Genomic DNA, 15,377 nt, shown 5'->3' with positions numbered 1-15,377 from the left:
GCCGTCGCCACGACGCTGCGGCCCTGGCCATCCCTCGACTACCACAGGAATTCCCGGTGTCCGCTACCGAGCCGTCCACGCAGTTCCGCCTGACCCCGTCCACCGCCGCGCGCAGCGCCGAGGCGCGCGCGCAGATCCTCGCCGCGCCGGGCTTCGGCAACTATTTCACCGACCACATGGTCGCCATCGAATGGAGCCGCGAGCAGGGCTGGCACGACGCCGAAGTGCGCGCCTACGGCCCGCTGGCGCTGGACCCGGCCGCCTCGGTGCTGCACTACGGCCAGGAGATCTTCGAAGGCATCAAGGCCTACCGCCATGCCGACGGCTCGATCTGGACCTTCCGCCCGGAGGCCAATGGCAAGCGCCTGCAGCGCTCGGCGCAGCGCCTGGCGCTGCCGGAGCTGCCGGTGGAGCTGTTCGTGGAATCGCTGCGGCAGCTGATCGCGGTCGACGCGGCCTGGGTGCCGTCGGCGCCGGAGACCAGCCTGTATTTCCGTCCGTTCATGATCGCCAACGAGGCCTTCCTGGGCGTGCGCGCCGCGCAGAAGGCCGGCTACTACGTCATCGCCAGCCCGGCCGGCGCCTATTTCGCCAAGGGCGTGGCGCCGGTGGCGATCTGGCTGTCCACCGACTACGCGCGCGCCGCCAAGGGCGGCACCGGCGCGGCCAAGTGCGGCGGCAACTACGCTGCCTCGCTGCTGCCGCAGCAGCAGGCGCAGGCACAGGGCTGCTCGCAGGTGCTGTTCCTCGACCCGGTCGAGGGCAAGTACATCGAGGAACTGGGCGGCATGAACGTGTTCCTGGTGATGCGCGATGGCAGCCTGGTCACCCCGGCGCTGTCGGGCAGCATCCTGGAAGGCATCACCCGCGACAGCATCCTGCAACTGGCCCGCGACCGCGGCATGCAGGTGGTGGAGCGCCAGGTCAGCATCGACGAGTGGCGCGACGGCGTGGCCTCGGGCGAGATCGCCGAGGTGTTCGCCTGCGGCACCGCTGCGGTGGTGACCCCGATCGGCCAGCTCAAGGGCAAGGACTTCGCCGTGGGCGACCTCACCGCCCCCGCCGGCCCGGTGACCCTGTCGCTGCGCCAGGAACTGACCGACATCCAGTACGGCCGCGTCGCCGACCGCCACGGCTGGCTGGTGCGGCTGGGCTGAGCCGAACGCCCAACGCTGGGGCGGCTGTCGGCCGCCCTGGCGAATGGACCTCATGCCCCTTGGCGCATGATCCGACAGCGTTGGCCATCACCGGCGAGGTCCGCGCTGGTGCGCCGGGGCGTGCGATGTGTCGCCGCCCCCGCTTCCGCGCCTTCCCGGGAGTCCGCTCCCCGGACATTTGGTGTCCGTCCCGATGATGGGCTGCCATGCAGGCGACCTCTGTCGTCTGTATCCACTGTCTCCTTTTTTTGTCCCGTGTGTCGCGCGGGAGCCAAAAAGCTGCCCCTGATTTGCCAAGTTTGGCGTCTTTCTATGTTGCACCGCAGCAAAAATGAGGTGCAGTTCTCTTTGTGACATCGACGATTGTTGCATTTCCTCGTTTTGTACAACGGATTTCCGTCACGTCCTGCTCCATACGCGCTTGTACTGAGCTAGCGTCGATGAATGGTCGGCAACACGCCATCCGACCGGGCTCGCAACGCACGCCAGGTTCAGGTTTCGACCGGACCGGTGCGGCGCGGAACACCGCCATCAGGCGGCTACTCAACCGAAAGGAAGTCCGAATGTCCGAAATGTCGCATCGTGGGTCGCGCCAGCGTCCGTGGCTGGTCGTGCTGGGCGCCTCCGCTCTCACCTCGCTGCTGTTGGCCACCCCAGCCTTCGCCGGTGACGTGAACCTCTCCGGCCTGTCTTCCGAGCCGACCGTACAGCGCTTCATCGTCAAGACCCGCGATGCCGCGCCGGTCAGCATCTCCAGCGCCTCCGCGGCCGCTGCGGCGCCCTCGGCGGCGCTGCGCGCGACGCTGCAGTCGGCCGCCGCCGCGCTGCCGGCCAAGAACGGCCGTGCGCTCGGCCTGACCCCCCTGCGCCGCCTGGCGGTGGGGCCGGAAGTGGTCAAGGCCAGCCGTCCGCTGGACCGCGCCGAGGCCGAGACGCTGATGCGGCAGATCGCCGCCGACCCGAACGTCGAGTACGTCGAGGTCGACCAGCGCATGACCATCGCGCTGACCCCGAACGATCCGCGCCTGGGCGACCAGTGGGCCTTCGGCACCACCAACGCCGGCATCAACGTGCGCTCGGCCTGGGACAAGGCCACCGGCGACGGCGTGGTCGTGGCGGTGATCGACACCGGCATCACCAGCCACCCCGATCTCAACGCCAACGTCCTGCAAGGCTACGACTTCATCAGCGATGCGGATGCCGCACGCGACGGCGACGGCCGCGACAGCAACCCGGCCGACGAAGGCGACTGGGCTGCCGCCGGCGAGTGCTACTCCGGCTCGCCCGCCTCCAATTCCAGCTGGCACGGCACCCACGTGGCCGGCACCATCGCCGCGGTCACCAACAACGGCACCGGCGTGGCCGGCACCGCGTTCAAGGCCAAGATCCTGCCGGTGCGCGTGCTCGGCAAGTGCGGCGGCTACACCTCCGACATCGCCGATGCGATCACCTGGGCCTCCGGCGGCACCGTCAGCGGCGTGCCGGCCAACCAGAACCCGGCCGAAGTGATCAACATGTCGCTGGGTGGCAGCGGCACCTGCTCGACCACCTACCAGAACGCCATCAACGGCGCGGTCGGTCGCGGCACCACGGTGGTGGTGGCGGCGGGCAACAGCTCGACCAACGTGTCCAGCTCGGTGCCGGCCAACTGCAACAACGTGATCGCGGTGGCCGCCACCACCTCGTCGCGGGCCAAGGCCAGCTACTCGAACTACGGCGCGGGCATCGACATCTCCGCACCGGGCTCGAGCATCCTGTCCACGCTCAACGACGGCACCACCACTCCGGGCAACCCGAGCTACGCCTCCTACAACGGCACCTCGATGGCGACCCCGCACGTGGCCGGTGTGGTCGCGCTGATGCAGTCGGTGGCGCCGACCGCGCTGACCCCGGCGCAGGTGGAGAGCACCATCAAGAACACCGCGGCCAGCTTCTCCTGCTCGCAGGGCTGCGGCGCCGGCCTGCTCGACGCCAACGCCGCGGTCACCGCGGCGCAGAGCGGCGGCAGCGGCGGTGGTGGCGGTGGTGGCAGCAGCAACGAGCTGCAGGACGGCGTGGCGGTCACCGGCCTCAGCGCCAGCAGCGGCTCCTCGCTGAACTACACGGTCAAGGTGCCGTCCGGCGCCAGCAGCCTGGTGGTCACCACCTCCGGCGGCAGCGGCGATGCCGACCTGTACGTGCGCTTCGGCAGCGCGCCGACCGATTCGGCCTACGACTGCCGTCCGTACAAGAACGGCAACAACGAAAGCTGCACCTTCAACTCCCCGCAGGCCGGTACCTACTACGTGCGGGTGAAGGCGTACAGCACGTTCTCCGGGCTCAGCCTGAAGGCCGACTACTGAGGCACTCCGTCGCGGCGGTCGCTTGACGGCCGCCGCGCACCTCCCGGTGCCGGATCGCAGTGGTCGGCCAGGATGATGCCGATGCTGCCACTCTCGGTCGCCCCGCGCTTCGGCGCGGGGCTTTTTTATGGGTGAACGGCGCGCGCTGTCGCATGGCGCGGCATGGCGCTACGTCCTGCCGCCCATCGCTACGGTCGTGGTGTGGATCCGCTCGCCGGCACGACCGCGTGGATCCGGGTACCCGCCAATGCCACGGCGCAGGCGCCGTCCGGCACGGCGATGGGCAAGGTCATGCCACCCGCGCCGACGCTGCCATCACTCGCACAGATCACAGGCACGCGCCTGCAGCGCGTTGAGTACCTGCGCGGCGTCCATCTCCAGCAGCAGGCCGCGTTGCCCGGCGTTGAACCACACGCTGCCCGCACCCAATGCCGATTGCTCGATCAGCACCGGCGCCGGTCGCTGCTGGCCCAGCGGACTGATGCCGCCGACCTTGTAGCCGGTGCGGCGCTCGGCTTCGGCGGCCTCCATCATCCGCGCCGCCTTGCCGCCCGCGGCGGCGGCCAGTTTCTTCAACTGCACGCGGCGGTCGGACGGGACCACCACGCAGACCGCGCGCGTATCGACCCAGGCCATCAGGCTCTTCAGCACCCGCTCCGGCGGCAGGCTCAGCGCCTGCGCGGCCTGCAGGCCCTTGGCGCCGGCTTCGGCTTCGTAGTCGTAGGGATGCAGCCGGTAGGCGATGCCGGCCGCATCCAGCGCCTTGGTCGCGCGCGTGGCCTTGGACATCGCGGTCGCTCAGGCGGCTTCGAAACGATTCGCCGCCACGTTCTTGCGCACCTTCTGCGGATCCCAGATGCGCCCGTTCATGGCGATGTAGACGCCGGCCGGCAGCGACTGCACCGCGCCGACCGCGCAGCCGATGTTGAACTCGGCGTCGGAGCCGCGGAAGCGCGCCGGGTTCAGCGCGCCGGTCATCACGATGGTCTTGCCCTCGATCGCCTGCAGCACCTTGCCGGTCTGCACCATCGAGTCGGTGCCGTGGGTGATCAGCACATGCCGCGCCGACTGCGCGGCGATGGTGGCGCGGATCAGTTCGCGGTCGTCGTCGGTGATGTGCAGCGAATCCTTGCGGATGATCGGGATGACGGTGAAGCGGAAGGTCACGCCCAGTTCCTTGAGGATCTGGCCGATCTGCGGGTCGCCGATCTGGTAGTCGGACTTGTCGTCGAAGTAGATCTTGTCGATCGTGCCGCCGGTGGTGACGATCAGGAGTTCTTCCATTGCCGTTCCTAGAAGCGTGTCGGGACGCGGCGGTGGCCGCGCAGGCCGTCCATGATACCGGGCGCGGCGGGGCGGCCGCTCAGTCGCGCCCGGCCGCGCCGCGGCGGCGGGCGAAGCGTGCGCGGATGCCCGGTGCGCTGGACAGGCCCACCACCAGCAGTGCCAGCAGCAGTTCGGCCCAGCCGTAGCCGCGCTGCGGTGCGTGGCTCCAGGCGGTCATCACCCCGTGGCTGAACCACAGCAGCGCGCCGACGCCGCTCCAGAAGCGCGCCAGCGCCGCGCCGCGCAGCACGCCCACTGCCAACAGCAGCGGCGGCAGCGCGAACACCAGCAGGGCGGCCAGGCGGTGGCGATCGTCGTGGAACCAGGCCGCGAACAGCGCCGCCAGCGCCAGCAGCGTCGTCCCCAGCGCCACCCGCAGGCGCCCGCCGCTCATGGCCCCGCCAGTCGCTGCGCGATCTCGGCCAGGCGCCGGCCGAGCGCACGCGCCAGCTGCGCTTCTTCCTCGCTGGGCTGCGGATCGTCGTCGGCGCCGGCGACGTGGCTGGCGCCGTACGGCGTGCCGCCGCTGCGGGTGCTGCTGAGCAGCGGTTCGGTGTAGGGAATGCCGACGATCAGGCAGCCGTGGTGCAGCAGCGGCAGGTGCATCGACAGCAGGGTGGCTTCCTGGCCGCCGTGCAGCGACGCGGTCGAGGTGAACACCGCCGCCGGCTTGCCGGCGAGGGTACCGCTGGCCCAGTCGGCGCCGAGGCCGTCGATGAAGTGCTTGACCGGCGCGGCCATGTTGCCGAAGCGGGTCGGGCTGCCCAGCGCCAAGCCCACGCACTCGCGCAGGTCGCTGGCGTCCACGTACGGCGCGCCGCTGTCGGGCACCGGCGGTGCGCTGGTCTGGGTGACCGCGGCCACCGGCGGCACCGTGCGCAGGCGCGCGGCCATGCCCGGCACCTCGCCGACGCCGCGCGCGATCTGCCGCGCCAGGCGCGCCACCGAGCCGCCGCGGCTGTAGTACAGGACCAGAATCTCGGCCATGCGGCCCTCTCGTGGATCGAAACGGCCGCCAGTATCGACGATGCCGGCGTCCATGCGCATCGGGTACCCTTGCCCGATGCAGCCGCTGGACACCGTCAATCTCTGGGCCGATCGCCTGCGCGACCGCGCGCGCATGCGCAGCTTCGCCGGTTTCCTGTGGCGGCGCTTCATCGACGACCGGCTGTTCCAGGCCGCGGCCTCGCTGGCCTACACCACCATCTTCGCGTTGGTGCCGCTGGCGGTGGTGGTGTTCGGAGTGCTGTCGGCGTTCCCGGTGTTCGACAAGTGGAGCGACCAGCTCAGCGACTACATCTTCTCCAACTTCGTGCCGGCGGCGGCGCGTTCGGTGGAGTCCTACCTGCGGCAGTTCTCGGCCAGCGCCGGGCAACTGACCACTGCCGGCGTGATCGCGCTGGTGGTCTCGCTGCTGATCACCCTCAACAGCGTCGAGCAGACCTTCAACCAGATCTGGCGGGTGGTGTCGGCGCGGCCGCAGCTGACCCGCTTCCTGGTGTACTGGACCGTGCTGACCCTCGGCGCGCTGCTGGCCGCGGCGTCGCTGGCGGTGTCGGCGCGGTTCTTCGCGCTGCCGCTGTTCAAGACCAGCGAGGGCCGGCTGCTGGCGCAGGTGGTGCTGAGCGTGGCGCCGGTGCTGATCGAGTTCGTCTGCATCACCCTGGTGTACCGGGTGGTGCCGCACCACACGGTCAAGCTGCGCCACGCGGTGCCCGGCGCGCTGCTGGCGGTGCTATTGCTGGAGCTGGTGAAGTGGGGCCTGAGCCTGTACCTGGGCAGCTTCCAGTCGTACCAGCGCATCTACGGCACGGTCGCGTTCGTGCCGATCTTCCTGCTGTGGATCTACCTGAGCTGGATCGCGATCCTGCTCGGCGCCTCGGTGTCCTCCTCGATCGCCGCCTTCCGCTACCAGCCGGCCTCGATGCGCCTGCCGGCCGGCTACGAGATCTATGGCCTGCTGCGCCTGCTCGGGCGTTTCGCGCAGGCGCGCAAGCAGGGCAGCGGACTGCAGGAGGACCAGATCCTGCAACTGGAGCCGATGCTGACCGACTCGCTGATGCAGCAACTGCTGTGCGAACTGGAGCGCATCCGCCTGCTCCGCCGCACCGAGCAGGGCGACTGGCTGCTGGCCCGCGACCTGAGCGACCTGCCGGTGGCCGAGCTGTACGAGAATTGCCAGCTGCGCATCCCTGTCGTCGAGACCTACCTGCCGTGCCGCGACGACGCCCTGGGCCAGGCGGCGTGCCGCGCGCTGGACGAACTGCGACTGCCGTTGCGCGACGTGCTCAAGCGTCGCGTCGGCGACCTCTACACCGAGATCGGAGACCTTGCATGACCGTCATGCGCCTGTTGTTCCCGCTGTTCGCCGCCGCCGCCCTGCTGGCCGGGTGCGACCGCCAGCCCACGCCCAAGCCGGCCGACGGCGCTGCGACCACCGCGCCGTCCACCGCGCCGAACGCACCGTCCGCCCCGGCAACGCCGGAGGCGCCCGCCGCACCGGCGGCCGGACCGTCGGTGGTGCAGGAGACCCGCCCCGAGCCGACCCTGAAGATGAAGGCGGTGGACGGCCGCGAGTACGACCTGGCCGCGCACCGCGGGCAGTGGGTGGTGGTGAATTTCTGGGCGACCTGGTGCGCGCCGTGCCTGAAGGAGATGCCGGAGCTGTCGGCGCTGCACGTGATGCGCGACAACATCGAGGTGGTGGGCCTGGCCTACGAGGACATCGAGCCGGCGGAGATGCAGGCGTTCCTGAAGCAGCATCCGGTCGCCTATCCGATCGTCATCGTCGACACCTATGCGCCGCCGGCCGACTTCGCCACCCCGCGAGGCCTGCCGATGACCTACCTGATCGCGCCCGACGGCAAGCTCGCCAAGCAGTTCCTGGGGCCGGTCACCGCCAAGGACATCGAAGGCGCGATCGCCGCCGCCGGTGGCCCGGCGCCAGGGCAGGGCAAGGGGAAGGCGGCGGGCTGAGGGTGTCGGTGGCCTGGGTGGCGCGGCCGCCGCCCGGGATTGGGCATTCGGGATTTGGGATGCGCGCTTCCGTGCGTGCGCATGGTGTCGCCCTCCGACCGCCGCTGGCCGCGGGGCCGCCGTAGGAGCGGCTTCAGCCGCGACTCGGAAAGCCGACCCGTGCTGGCGCTGCGGGTGCGCCCGCACCGCCCTCCGATGTGTCGGAAGCGCAGAGCTTTCCTTGTGGGAGGGACTTCAGTCCCGACGCCTTTGCGATGAGAGGCTTGGACGGCTTCGCCCGTCGCGGCTGAAGCCGCTCCTACCGGAGGCAGGACCCGCTTTGCATTCGCTGAGCCGCGATCCAGCGTAGGAGCGGCTTCAGCCGCGACCCGTTTCCCCGAAGCGGCTAACCGCGCGCGCCCACAACGTGCGATCACACGACGACCGCACGCACGCTTCACCCAATCCCGACGCCCTAATCCCCATTCCCGACGTCATACGACGGAATCGGCTGCAGCAATCCGAACTTCTCCTTGTGCAGCTTGTGCTTCAGCGGCGGCAGGTCCAGGTCCGGTTCGTGCAGGCGGGTTTCCGGCAACTGGTCGAGCAGGTGCCGGATCAGGGTCAGGCGGCCGCGTTTCTGGTCGTTGAAGTCGACCAGGGTCCACGGCGCGTAGTCGCGGTGGGTGGCTTCCAGCATCGCCTCGCGCGCGCGGGTGTAGTCGGCGTACTGGCTGCGCGATTTCAGGTCCACCGGCGACAGCTTCCAGCCCTTCAGCGGGTCGTGCAGGCGCTCGGCGAACCGCTTTTCCTGCTGCGCCTGGTCCACGCACAGCCAGTACTTGAACAGGCGGATGCCGTCGTCCACCAGCAGCCGCTCGAACATCGGCGTCTGGCGCAGGAAGGCGTGGTATTCGGCGTCGCTGCAGTAGCCCATGACCCGTTCCACGCCGGCACGGTTGTACCAGCTGCGGTCCATCAGCACGATCTCGCCGGCGGCCGGCAGGTGTGCGATATGGCGCTGGAAATACCACTGCGTGGCTTCGCGGTCGGTCGGCTTGGGCAGGGCGACGACGCGGCACTGGCGCGGATTCAGGTGTTCGGCGATGGCCTGGATCGCGCCGCCCTTGCCGGCGGTGTCGCGGCCTTCGAACAGCACCAGCACGCGCTCGCCGCTGTGCTGCACCGCCTGCGCCATCGCGGTCAGTTCCAGCTGCAGCGGTTGCATCAGGGCCTTGTACTGCTTGCGCTTGAGGTGACTCATTTGCTGCTCCGCTTGCGGGTACCGGTGCCGGCCATGCTGCGCGCCACTTCCAGCAGCGCGCCCTGCTGGCGGGCGTCGAGGGCGCGGTAGGCCTGCAGCAGATCGTGTTCGCCGCGGGTGCGCGCCGGGTCCAGTTGGCTGGCCAGTTCGCCGAGCAGGGCACCGGCGGGGACGCCGAAGGTGCGCGCCAGCGCGGTGAGCTGGGCGCGTCCGGGCAGCTTCTCACCGGCCATCCAGGCCTTGACCGTGGCCGCGCCGGCGCGGGGGATGGCCGCGGCGATGTCCGCGGCGCTCATGCCGCTGGCCTTGGCCAGCAGGCGCAACGTGGTGTCCAGGGGCATGCGGGAGTCCAGGTCATTCCTTCAGCCGCGGGCGCAGCGTGGCCAGGTTGCAGGGACGGGTGCGGGCATCCAGTTGCGCGGCGATGATCCGCTCCCAGGCGGTGCGGCAGGCCGAGGTGGAGCCGGGCAGGCAGAACAGGAAGGTGGCGTTGGCCATGCCGGCGAAGGCGCGCGACTGCAGCGAGGAGGTGCCGATCTCCTCGACGCTGATCGCACGGAACAGCTCGCCGAATCCCGGCATCTCCTTGTCCAGCAGTGGCAGCAGCGCCTCGGGCGTGGAATCGCGGCCGGTGAAGCCGGTGCCGCCGGTGACCAGGATGCCGTCCACATCGGGGTCGGCGATCCAGGCCGAAACCGTGGCGCGCATCCGGTAGCGATCGTCCGGCAACAGCGCCCGCGCATGCAGACGATGACCGACGCCCTGGAGGGCGGCGACCAGGTAGTCGCCCGAGCTGTCCTGCTCAAGGGTGCGCGTGTCCGAGACAGTCAGCACGCACAGGTTCAAGGCGATGAAGTCGGTGTTGGCGCTCATGCCGGCAGCCTAGCCGCTCGCCCGGCCGGCGTACAGCCTGCCTGCGCCGGCGCTTCAGCCGCGGCTGCGCTGGGCTAGGTCCATGCCTGGCAGGACCAGGGCACGTGGCCGGAAGCGGCTGACGCGCGCGGCGCGATCGGCGGCCAGCGGCAGGCGCTCGGGTTCGCGTTGCAGTGCACGACGCTGCGCATCCGCGCTGTGCCACTCGGTGCACTCGAGCAGGGTGCGGCCGTCGTCGGACAGGTACAGATGCGCGGCGATCAACCCGCGCAGCGCGTGCGGGCCATCCTGCAGCGCGGCGAAGGCGGCATCGGCGCGAGCCTGCGCCTGTGCGGCATCGCGTATCGGCACGCGTGCGACCACCACACAGGACGCTGGTCGCCGCGGATCGGACACGCCGCTGCGGATGCGCTGGTAGCGGCGCAGCGTCCGTCGCAGCGCCGGCAGGCTTGCATGCAGCAGTCCATGCAGTTCCGGGGCCGCGTCGTAGCAGCAGCGCGCGTACAGCAGGTCGGGGGCATCGCCCAGCGATTCCATCCAGGTCAGGGCCTGCAGGCGGTGGTCGCACAGGCCGCGCACGTAATCTAACAGTGCGGTCCGGTCAGGAATGGGGGCCTCGGCAAGCAGCATGCTGCGCGCGGGTGTGGGAGGAGGGGGCAGGGGAGTGGGAGACGACAGCGACATCGCGGGATCTGCACGGGGAGCGTGCATGCAGTGTCGGACCTCAAGTTAACTAGAGGTCAAGCAGCGAGACCGATCCGAGTGGAAGTGGGCATTCAGACCTTGCGTCTTGCGCTCGCCGCCAGCGCGATGTGTCGTGGCATTGCACGCGCCAAGCGCTCAAGAATGTGATGTCAGGGGGCCATCGGCGGTGCAGCGCATCCGCAAGCGATCGATCAGGCCGAGGCTCCGCCTTGCCAACCGTGGCGGGCCGCGGTGTCGCGCAGCAGCGCGGCGAACTCGTCGGCAAAGCCCTGCATGTCGAACAGGCCGCTGTCCGCGCGCCGTGCGTGCAATCGTTCGCGCAATGCCTGCAGCGCCGCGGGATCGCGCCCCAGGCGCACCGCGGTGGCGACGAACGCCGCGTCGTCGGCGGCATTCATCTCGTCCAGGCCGAGGTGATGGTTGAGGCTGCCGGCCACGCGCGCGGCGAAGGTGCTGCCGGGGCAGGTCAACACCGGGCAGCCGGCCCACAAGGCATCGGATGCGGTGGTGTGGGCGTTGTACGGATGCGTGTCCAGGAACAGGTCGGCGTGCCGGTAGCGCGCCAGATAGTCCGGGTGCGCCAGCTTGGGCATGAAGCGCAGGCGTGTCGGGTCCACGCCGGCCGTCGCGGCGGCCGCACGTAGCCGGTCATCGGCTTGGCCCGGGCCGGACAGCAGCCACAGCACGCTGTCGGGCACCTGCCGCAGCACCTCCAGCATCCGCGCCATGCTGCGCGGGCCGAGCTTGTAGCTGTTGTTGAAGCAGCAGAACACGGTGCCGCGCTCGGGCAGGCCGCAATCGCGGCGCGTGGGCGGGGTGCCGACGACGCGGGTGTCGTCGGAGGGCTGGAACGCGCGCGGCAACCGCAGCACCCGCTCGCTGTAGTGCGCGTCCAGCGCCGGCGGCAGCGCGTAGGCGTCGCCGACCACGTAGTCGATCCATGGCGCGCCGGAGGTGCCGGGGTAGGCCAGCCAGTTCAATTGCACCGGTGCCGGACGCAGCGCCAGTACTTCCGGCGTGCCGCCGCCGCCCCAGCCGCGCAGATCGAACAGCAGGTCGATGCCGGCGTCGCGGATCTGTTGCGCGGTCTGCCGATGCGGCTGCCCGACGACCTCGTGCCACGCGTGTGCGGCCGACTGCAGGCGTGCACGCAGCGCGCTGCGGTCGTCGCCGTTGAGCGCGAACAGGTGCACCTGCAGGTCGGCATGCGCACGCAGGCGCTCGAACAGGGCGACGGTCAACAGCCCGGTGGGATGCGCGCCGAAGCCGTTGGACAGGAAGCCGATACGCAACGCGCCATCACGGCGCACCTGCGCGGCCGGCAGCGGCGCGACGGTGCGCGCCAGCGCCTGGGCGCGGTTGCGCGCGCAGCGCAGTTGTTCGTCCGCGCCCGCGTCCTCGTTGAGGAAGGCGAACGGTTCGATCGCCGGGTGTCCTTGCCGCACCGCGCTGCGCACCTGCTGCGACAGCGCGTCCAGCCCGCGCCAGTCGCACAGCTTGCGGCGCCAGTTCAGCAGGTAGGCGGCGATCGATGGCTCCTGCGGCAGCAGGGCGTGCGCATGTGCGTAGGCCTGCGCCGCGGCTTCGGCCTCGCCGTTGTCCTCCATCGCGTGGCCCAGCCACACCGCGATGCCCGGGTGCTGCGGAGCTTGCTGCAGCGCTTCGCGCAACGCGTGCGCGGCCTCGGCATGGCGGCCCTGGGTCCAGCGCACCCGGCCCAGGCGCGCCAGCGCCTCCGGATGATCGGGGCGCAACTGCAGCGCGCGCAGCGCGGCCTGCTCGCCGGCCGCCACCGCGCCGGCGCCGAGTTCGGCGTCGGCGAGCATTACCCAGGCCAGGAAGTCCTGCGGATCGCGCCGCACTGCGGCCTGCAGTTGCAGGCGTTCGTCGATGCCGCCGTTCATGCCGCCGTGGCGGCCGCGACCGACCGCGGGCGATGCGCGCTCATGGCACCAGCGTCTTGACGTAGTGCTGCGCGCTCAGCTCCTGCTGCCAGCCGCAGGCGCGGTACAGGGCCTGCGCGGCGAGATTGTCCTGCGCCGTCTCCAGCACGATGCGCACCGCGCCGTCGTCCGCGGCGTGGCGTTCGGCGGCATGCAGCAGCGCCTGCGCCACGCCGTGGCGGCGGTGCGCAGGCGCCACGTACAGATCGTTGAGGATCCACAGCCGTGCCGCCCGCACCGAGGAGAAGGACGGATACAACTGCACGAAGCCGGCGGCCTGCGCATCGCGCTCGGCCAGCAGCACGACCGACTCGGCGCGGGCCATGCGCGCGGCGAGGAAGGCGTGCGCAGTCGCCGCATCCGGCGCCTGCCCGTAGAACTGCCGGTAGGCATCGAACAACGCCGCCAGGACCGTCAGGTCGTGCGCATCGGCCTGGCGTACGCGCACGCTCATGGGCTGTCGCTCAGGCGCGCCAGTTCGTCGACCTGGTGCTCGTGGCTCAGGCGCCCGATCAGCGCATCCAGGTCGCCCTCGATCACGTTCGGCAGGTCGTACAGGGTCAGGCCCTCGACGCGGTGGTCGGTGATGCGGCCCTGCGGGAAGTTGTAGGTGCGGATGCGCTGGCTGCGATCGCCGCTGCCGACCTGCAGCTTGCGGTCCTGCGCCTCGGCCGCGGCCTGCTTGCTGCGCTCGGCCTCCAGCAGCTGCGCCTTGAGCCGCTTCAGCGCCTTGTCGCGGTTGGCGTGCTGGCTGCGCTCGGTCTGGCACTCCACCACCACGCCGCTGGGCACGTGGGTGATGCGGATCGCCGACTCGGTCTTGTTGACGTGCTGGCCGCCGGCGCCGGAGGAGCGGAAGGTGTCGATCTTCAGGTCGGCTGGGTTGATCGCGATCTCCTCCACGTCGTCGGCCTCGGGAATGATCGCCACCGTCGCCGCCGAGGTGTGGATGCGGCCCTGCGACTCGGTCGCCGGCACGCGCTGCACGCGGTGCGTGCCGGATTCGAACTTCAGCTTGGAGTAGGCGCCGCGGCCGACGATGCGCGCCACGACTTCCTTGTAGCCGCCGTGCTCGCCGGGGCTGTCCGATTCCACTTCCACCTTCCAGCCTTGGCGTTCGGCGTAGCGGGCGTACATGCGGAACAGGTCGCCGGCGAAGATCGCCGCCTCGTCGCCGCCGGTGCCGGCGCGCACTTCCAGGAACAGGTTGCCGTCGTCGCGCGGATCGCGTGGCACCAGCAGCAGCGCCAGTTCCGCGTCCAGCTCGGCCAGGCGCGCTTGCGCGGCCGCGATTTCCTCCTCGGCCAGCTCGCGCAGTTCCGGATCGGCGCGCATCGCCTCGGCCGAAGCCAGGTCGGCCTTGGCTGCGGCTTCGGCGGCCAGCGCGGCGGCGACCGGCTCCAGTTGCGCGAATTCGCGCGAGTAATCGCGGAAGCGCGTGTTGTCGCTCACCACCTCGGGGTCGGACAGCAGGCGTTCGAGTTCTTCGCGACGCTCGGCCAGCGCCTCCAGCTTACGGCGCAGGGTCGGTGTCATCGGTCTTCAGGATCGGGTGGAAATAGCCCGGCTTCTCCGGGAACAGGCGCTCGGCGGCGCGCGCCAGCTCGGCGTCGCCGCGCAGCGCCGCCTCGCGCAGCGCCGCGGTGGGCGGGTGCAGCAGTCGGTTGGTCAGGGTGTTGGCGAGGAACTCCAGCACCTCGTCGGCCGGCTTGCCGTGCGCCAGTTGCTGCCGCGCCTTGGCCAGCACGTCGTCGCGGGTGCTGTCGCCGTGCGCGCGCAGGCGCTTGAGCGGCGCCTGGCGGGTGCTGGCCTGCAGCGCCTCCATGTAGCGCACCACCTGCAGGTCGATGATCGCCTCGGCCGCCTCGGCGGCCTCGCGGCGGCCGCGACGGTTGTCCTCGACTGCGCGCTCCAGGTCGTCGACGGTGTACAGGTAGGCGTCGGCCAGGTCGGCCACGGCGGCCTCGATGTCGCGCGGCACCGCCAGGTCGAACAGCAGCATCGGCTTGTGCTTGCGTGCGCGCAGCGCCTGTTCGACCTGCGCCCGCGTCACCACCGGCTCGCGCGCGGCGGTGGCCGAGAACACCACGTCGGCTTCGTGCAGGTGGCGCTCCAGCTCGCTCAGTGGCAGCGCCACGCCGCCGTGGCGGCTGGCCAGTTCCTGTGCGTGGGCGAGGGTGCGGTTGGCGATAAGCAGGCGCCGCACGCGGCCCTCGCTGAGATGCTTGGCGGCCAGCTCGATGGTCTCGCCGGCGCCGACCAGCAGCACGGTCGATTCGCTGAGCCGGGCGAAGGAGCTCTGCGCCAGGCGCACCGCGGTGGAGGCGACCGAGACCGGATTGGCGCCGACCCGGGTGTCGGTGCGCGCGCGCTTGGCCACCGAGAAGGTCTGCTGGAACAGCCGGTCCAGGCGGCTGCCCATCGCCCCGTGCTCGCGCGCCAACGACCAGGCGTCCTTCACCTGGCCGAGGATCTGCGGCTCGCCCAGCACCATCGAGTCCAGCCCGGTAGCGACGCGGAACAGGTGCCGCACCGCGTCCGCGTCCTGGTGCTGATACAGATAACCGTGCAGGCCGGCGGCATGCGAATCCAGCCAATCGGCCAGGTGCTGCGCATCGCCGGCGATGGCGTACAGCTCGGTGCGGTTGCAGGTGGACAGTAGCGCCGCCTCGGCGACGTCGGGCAGCGCGCGCAGCGATTGCAGCGCGCGCGGCAATGCGTCGCCGGCGAATGCCACCCGTTCGCGCAGGTCGACCGGCGCGGTCTGGTGGTTCAATCCGAGCACCCACAACGTCATCTGTTCAGTTGCTTG

16 protein-coding genes are annotated in these 15,377 nt (G+C 70.6%); 4 read left to right on the top strand and 12 right to left on the bottom strand.

The window, feature by feature from the left end; genetic code table 11:
- The first annotated feature begins 56 nt into the window (after positions 1–56).
- Positions 57–1,157 carry a branched-chain amino acid aminotransferase gene (locus RAB71_RS17850; RefSeq protein ID WP_010341242.1) on the top strand — a complete coding sequence of 367 codons (1,101 nt, stop codon included), beginning with the start codon at positions 57–59 and terminating at the stop codon, positions 1,155–1,157.
- 572 nt (positions 1,158–1,729) lie between these two features.
- Positions 1,730–3,499, top strand: a complete 1,770-nt coding sequence (locus RAB71_RS17845) for a S8 family peptidase (protein WP_081481910.1) — start codon at positions 1,730–1,732, stop codon at positions 3,497–3,499.
- Positions 3,500–3,814: 315 nt separating this feature from the next.
- Here the strand turns inward: RAB71_RS17845 and ybaK are convergent, their stop codons facing one another.
- The 4 genes from ybaK to wrbA all read right to left on the bottom strand — a co-directional run bounded on the left by ybaK (position 3,815) and on the right by wrbA (position 5,812).
- Positions 3,815–4,288 (bottom strand): Cys-tRNA(Pro) deacylase, encoded by a 474-nt coding sequence (ybaK, locus tag RAB71_RS17840; RefSeq protein ID WP_010341244.1) that lies wholly within the window; start codon positions 4,286–4,288, stop codon positions 3,815–3,817.
- 9 nt (positions 4,289–4,297) lie between these two features.
- Positions 4,298–4,783 carry an asparaginase domain-containing protein gene (locus tag RAB71_RS17835; protein WP_010341245.1) on the bottom strand — a complete coding sequence of 162 codons (486 nt, stop codon included), beginning with the start codon at positions 4,781–4,783 and terminating at the stop codon, positions 4,298–4,300.
- 79 nt (positions 4,784–4,862) lie between these two features.
- Positions 4,863–5,219, bottom strand: coding sequence for a DUF2069 domain-containing protein (locus RAB71_RS17830; protein WP_010341246.1), 357 nt, complete (start codon positions 5,217–5,219; stop codon positions 4,863–4,865).
- On the bottom strand, positions 5,216–5,812 hold the full coding sequence (wrbA, locus tag RAB71_RS17825) for an NAD(P)H:quinone oxidoreductase (RefSeq protein ID WP_010341247.1): 597 nt from the start codon (positions 5,810–5,812) through the stop codon (positions 5,216–5,218). The genes RAB71_RS17830 and wrbA overlap by 4 nt, the downstream gene beginning before the upstream one ends.
- 76 nt (positions 5,813–5,888) lie before the next feature.
- Between wrbA and RAB71_RS17820 the strand changes: the two genes are divergently transcribed.
- Both RAB71_RS17820 and RAB71_RS17815 read left to right on the top strand, forming a co-directional pair.
- On the top strand, positions 5,889–7,163 hold the full coding sequence (locus RAB71_RS17820; RefSeq protein ID WP_010341248.1) for a YihY family inner membrane protein: 1,275 nt from the start codon (positions 5,889–5,891) through the stop codon (positions 7,161–7,163).
- Positions 7,164–7,168: 5 nt separating this feature from the next.
- The gene (locus tag RAB71_RS17815) at positions 7,169–7,801 is read left to right on the top strand and encodes a TlpA disulfide reductase family protein (RefSeq protein ID WP_234006642.1); all 633 of its coding nucleotides are present in this window, start codon (positions 7,169–7,171) and stop codon (positions 7,799–7,801) included.
- A gap of 454 nt (positions 7,802–8,255) precedes the next feature.
- On the opposite strand, the gene ppk2 is transcribed toward RAB71_RS17815, so the two are convergent.
- The 8 genes from ppk2 to hemA all read right to left on the bottom strand — a co-directional run bounded on the left by ppk2 (position 8,256) and on the right by hemA (position 15,362).
- Positions 8,256–9,044 carry a polyphosphate kinase 2 gene (gene ppk2 / locus RAB71_RS17810; protein WP_010341251.1) on the bottom strand — a complete coding sequence of 263 codons (789 nt, stop codon included), beginning with the start codon at positions 9,042–9,044 and terminating at the stop codon, positions 8,256–8,258.
- Positions 9,041–9,385, bottom strand: coding sequence for a helix-turn-helix domain-containing protein (locus tag RAB71_RS17805; protein WP_010341252.1), 345 nt, complete (start codon positions 9,383–9,385; stop codon positions 9,041–9,043). Before RAB71_RS17805 ends, ppk2 begins: the two co-directional genes overlap by 4 nt.
- Positions 9,386–9,398: 13 nt before the next feature.
- Complete coding sequence (gene moaB, locus RAB71_RS17800; protein ID WP_010341253.1) at positions 9,399–9,917, bottom strand: molybdenum cofactor biosynthesis protein B; 519 nt, start codon at positions 9,915–9,917, stop codon at positions 9,399–9,401.
- Between the two features lie 54 nt (positions 9,918–9,971).
- A complete protein-coding gene (locus RAB71_RS17795; protein WP_029561865.1) occupies positions 9,972–10,547 on the bottom strand; it encodes an antibiotic biosynthesis monooxygenase in 576 nt (191 codons plus the stop codon).
- 266 nt (positions 10,548–10,813) lie between these two features.
- The gene (locus RAB71_RS17790) at positions 10,814–12,526 is read right to left on the bottom strand and encodes a tetratricopeptide repeat protein (protein ID WP_010341255.1); all 1,713 of its coding nucleotides are present in this window, start codon (positions 12,524–12,526) and stop codon (positions 10,814–10,816) included.
- Positions 12,527–12,566: 40 nt separating this feature from the next.
- On the bottom strand, positions 12,567–13,019 hold the full coding sequence (locus tag RAB71_RS17785) for a GNAT family N-acetyltransferase (protein WP_010341256.1): 453 nt from the start codon (positions 13,017–13,019) through the stop codon (positions 12,567–12,569).
- Positions 13,016–14,101 (bottom strand): peptide chain release factor 1, encoded by a 1,086-nt coding sequence (prfA, locus tag RAB71_RS17780; protein ID WP_010341257.1) that lies wholly within the window; start codon positions 14,099–14,101, stop codon positions 13,016–13,018. Before prfA ends, RAB71_RS17785 begins: the two co-directional genes overlap by 4 nt.
- Positions 14,079–15,362: a glutamyl-tRNA reductase gene (gene hemA, locus RAB71_RS17775; RefSeq protein ID WP_041499938.1), complete on the bottom strand. Its 1,284-nt coding sequence runs from the start codon at positions 15,360–15,362 to the stop codon at positions 14,079–14,081. The genes prfA and hemA overlap by 23 nt, the downstream gene beginning before the upstream one ends.
- Positions 15,363–15,377: the final 15 nt, after the last annotated feature.

Origin of the sequence: Xanthomonas sacchari (assembly GCF_040529065.1) — a bacterium.
GTDB lineage: Bacteria > Pseudomonadota > Gammaproteobacteria > Xanthomonadales > Xanthomonadaceae > Xanthomonas_A > Xanthomonas_A sacchari.
This window is presented reverse-complemented; position numbering and strand designations above follow the sequence as displayed.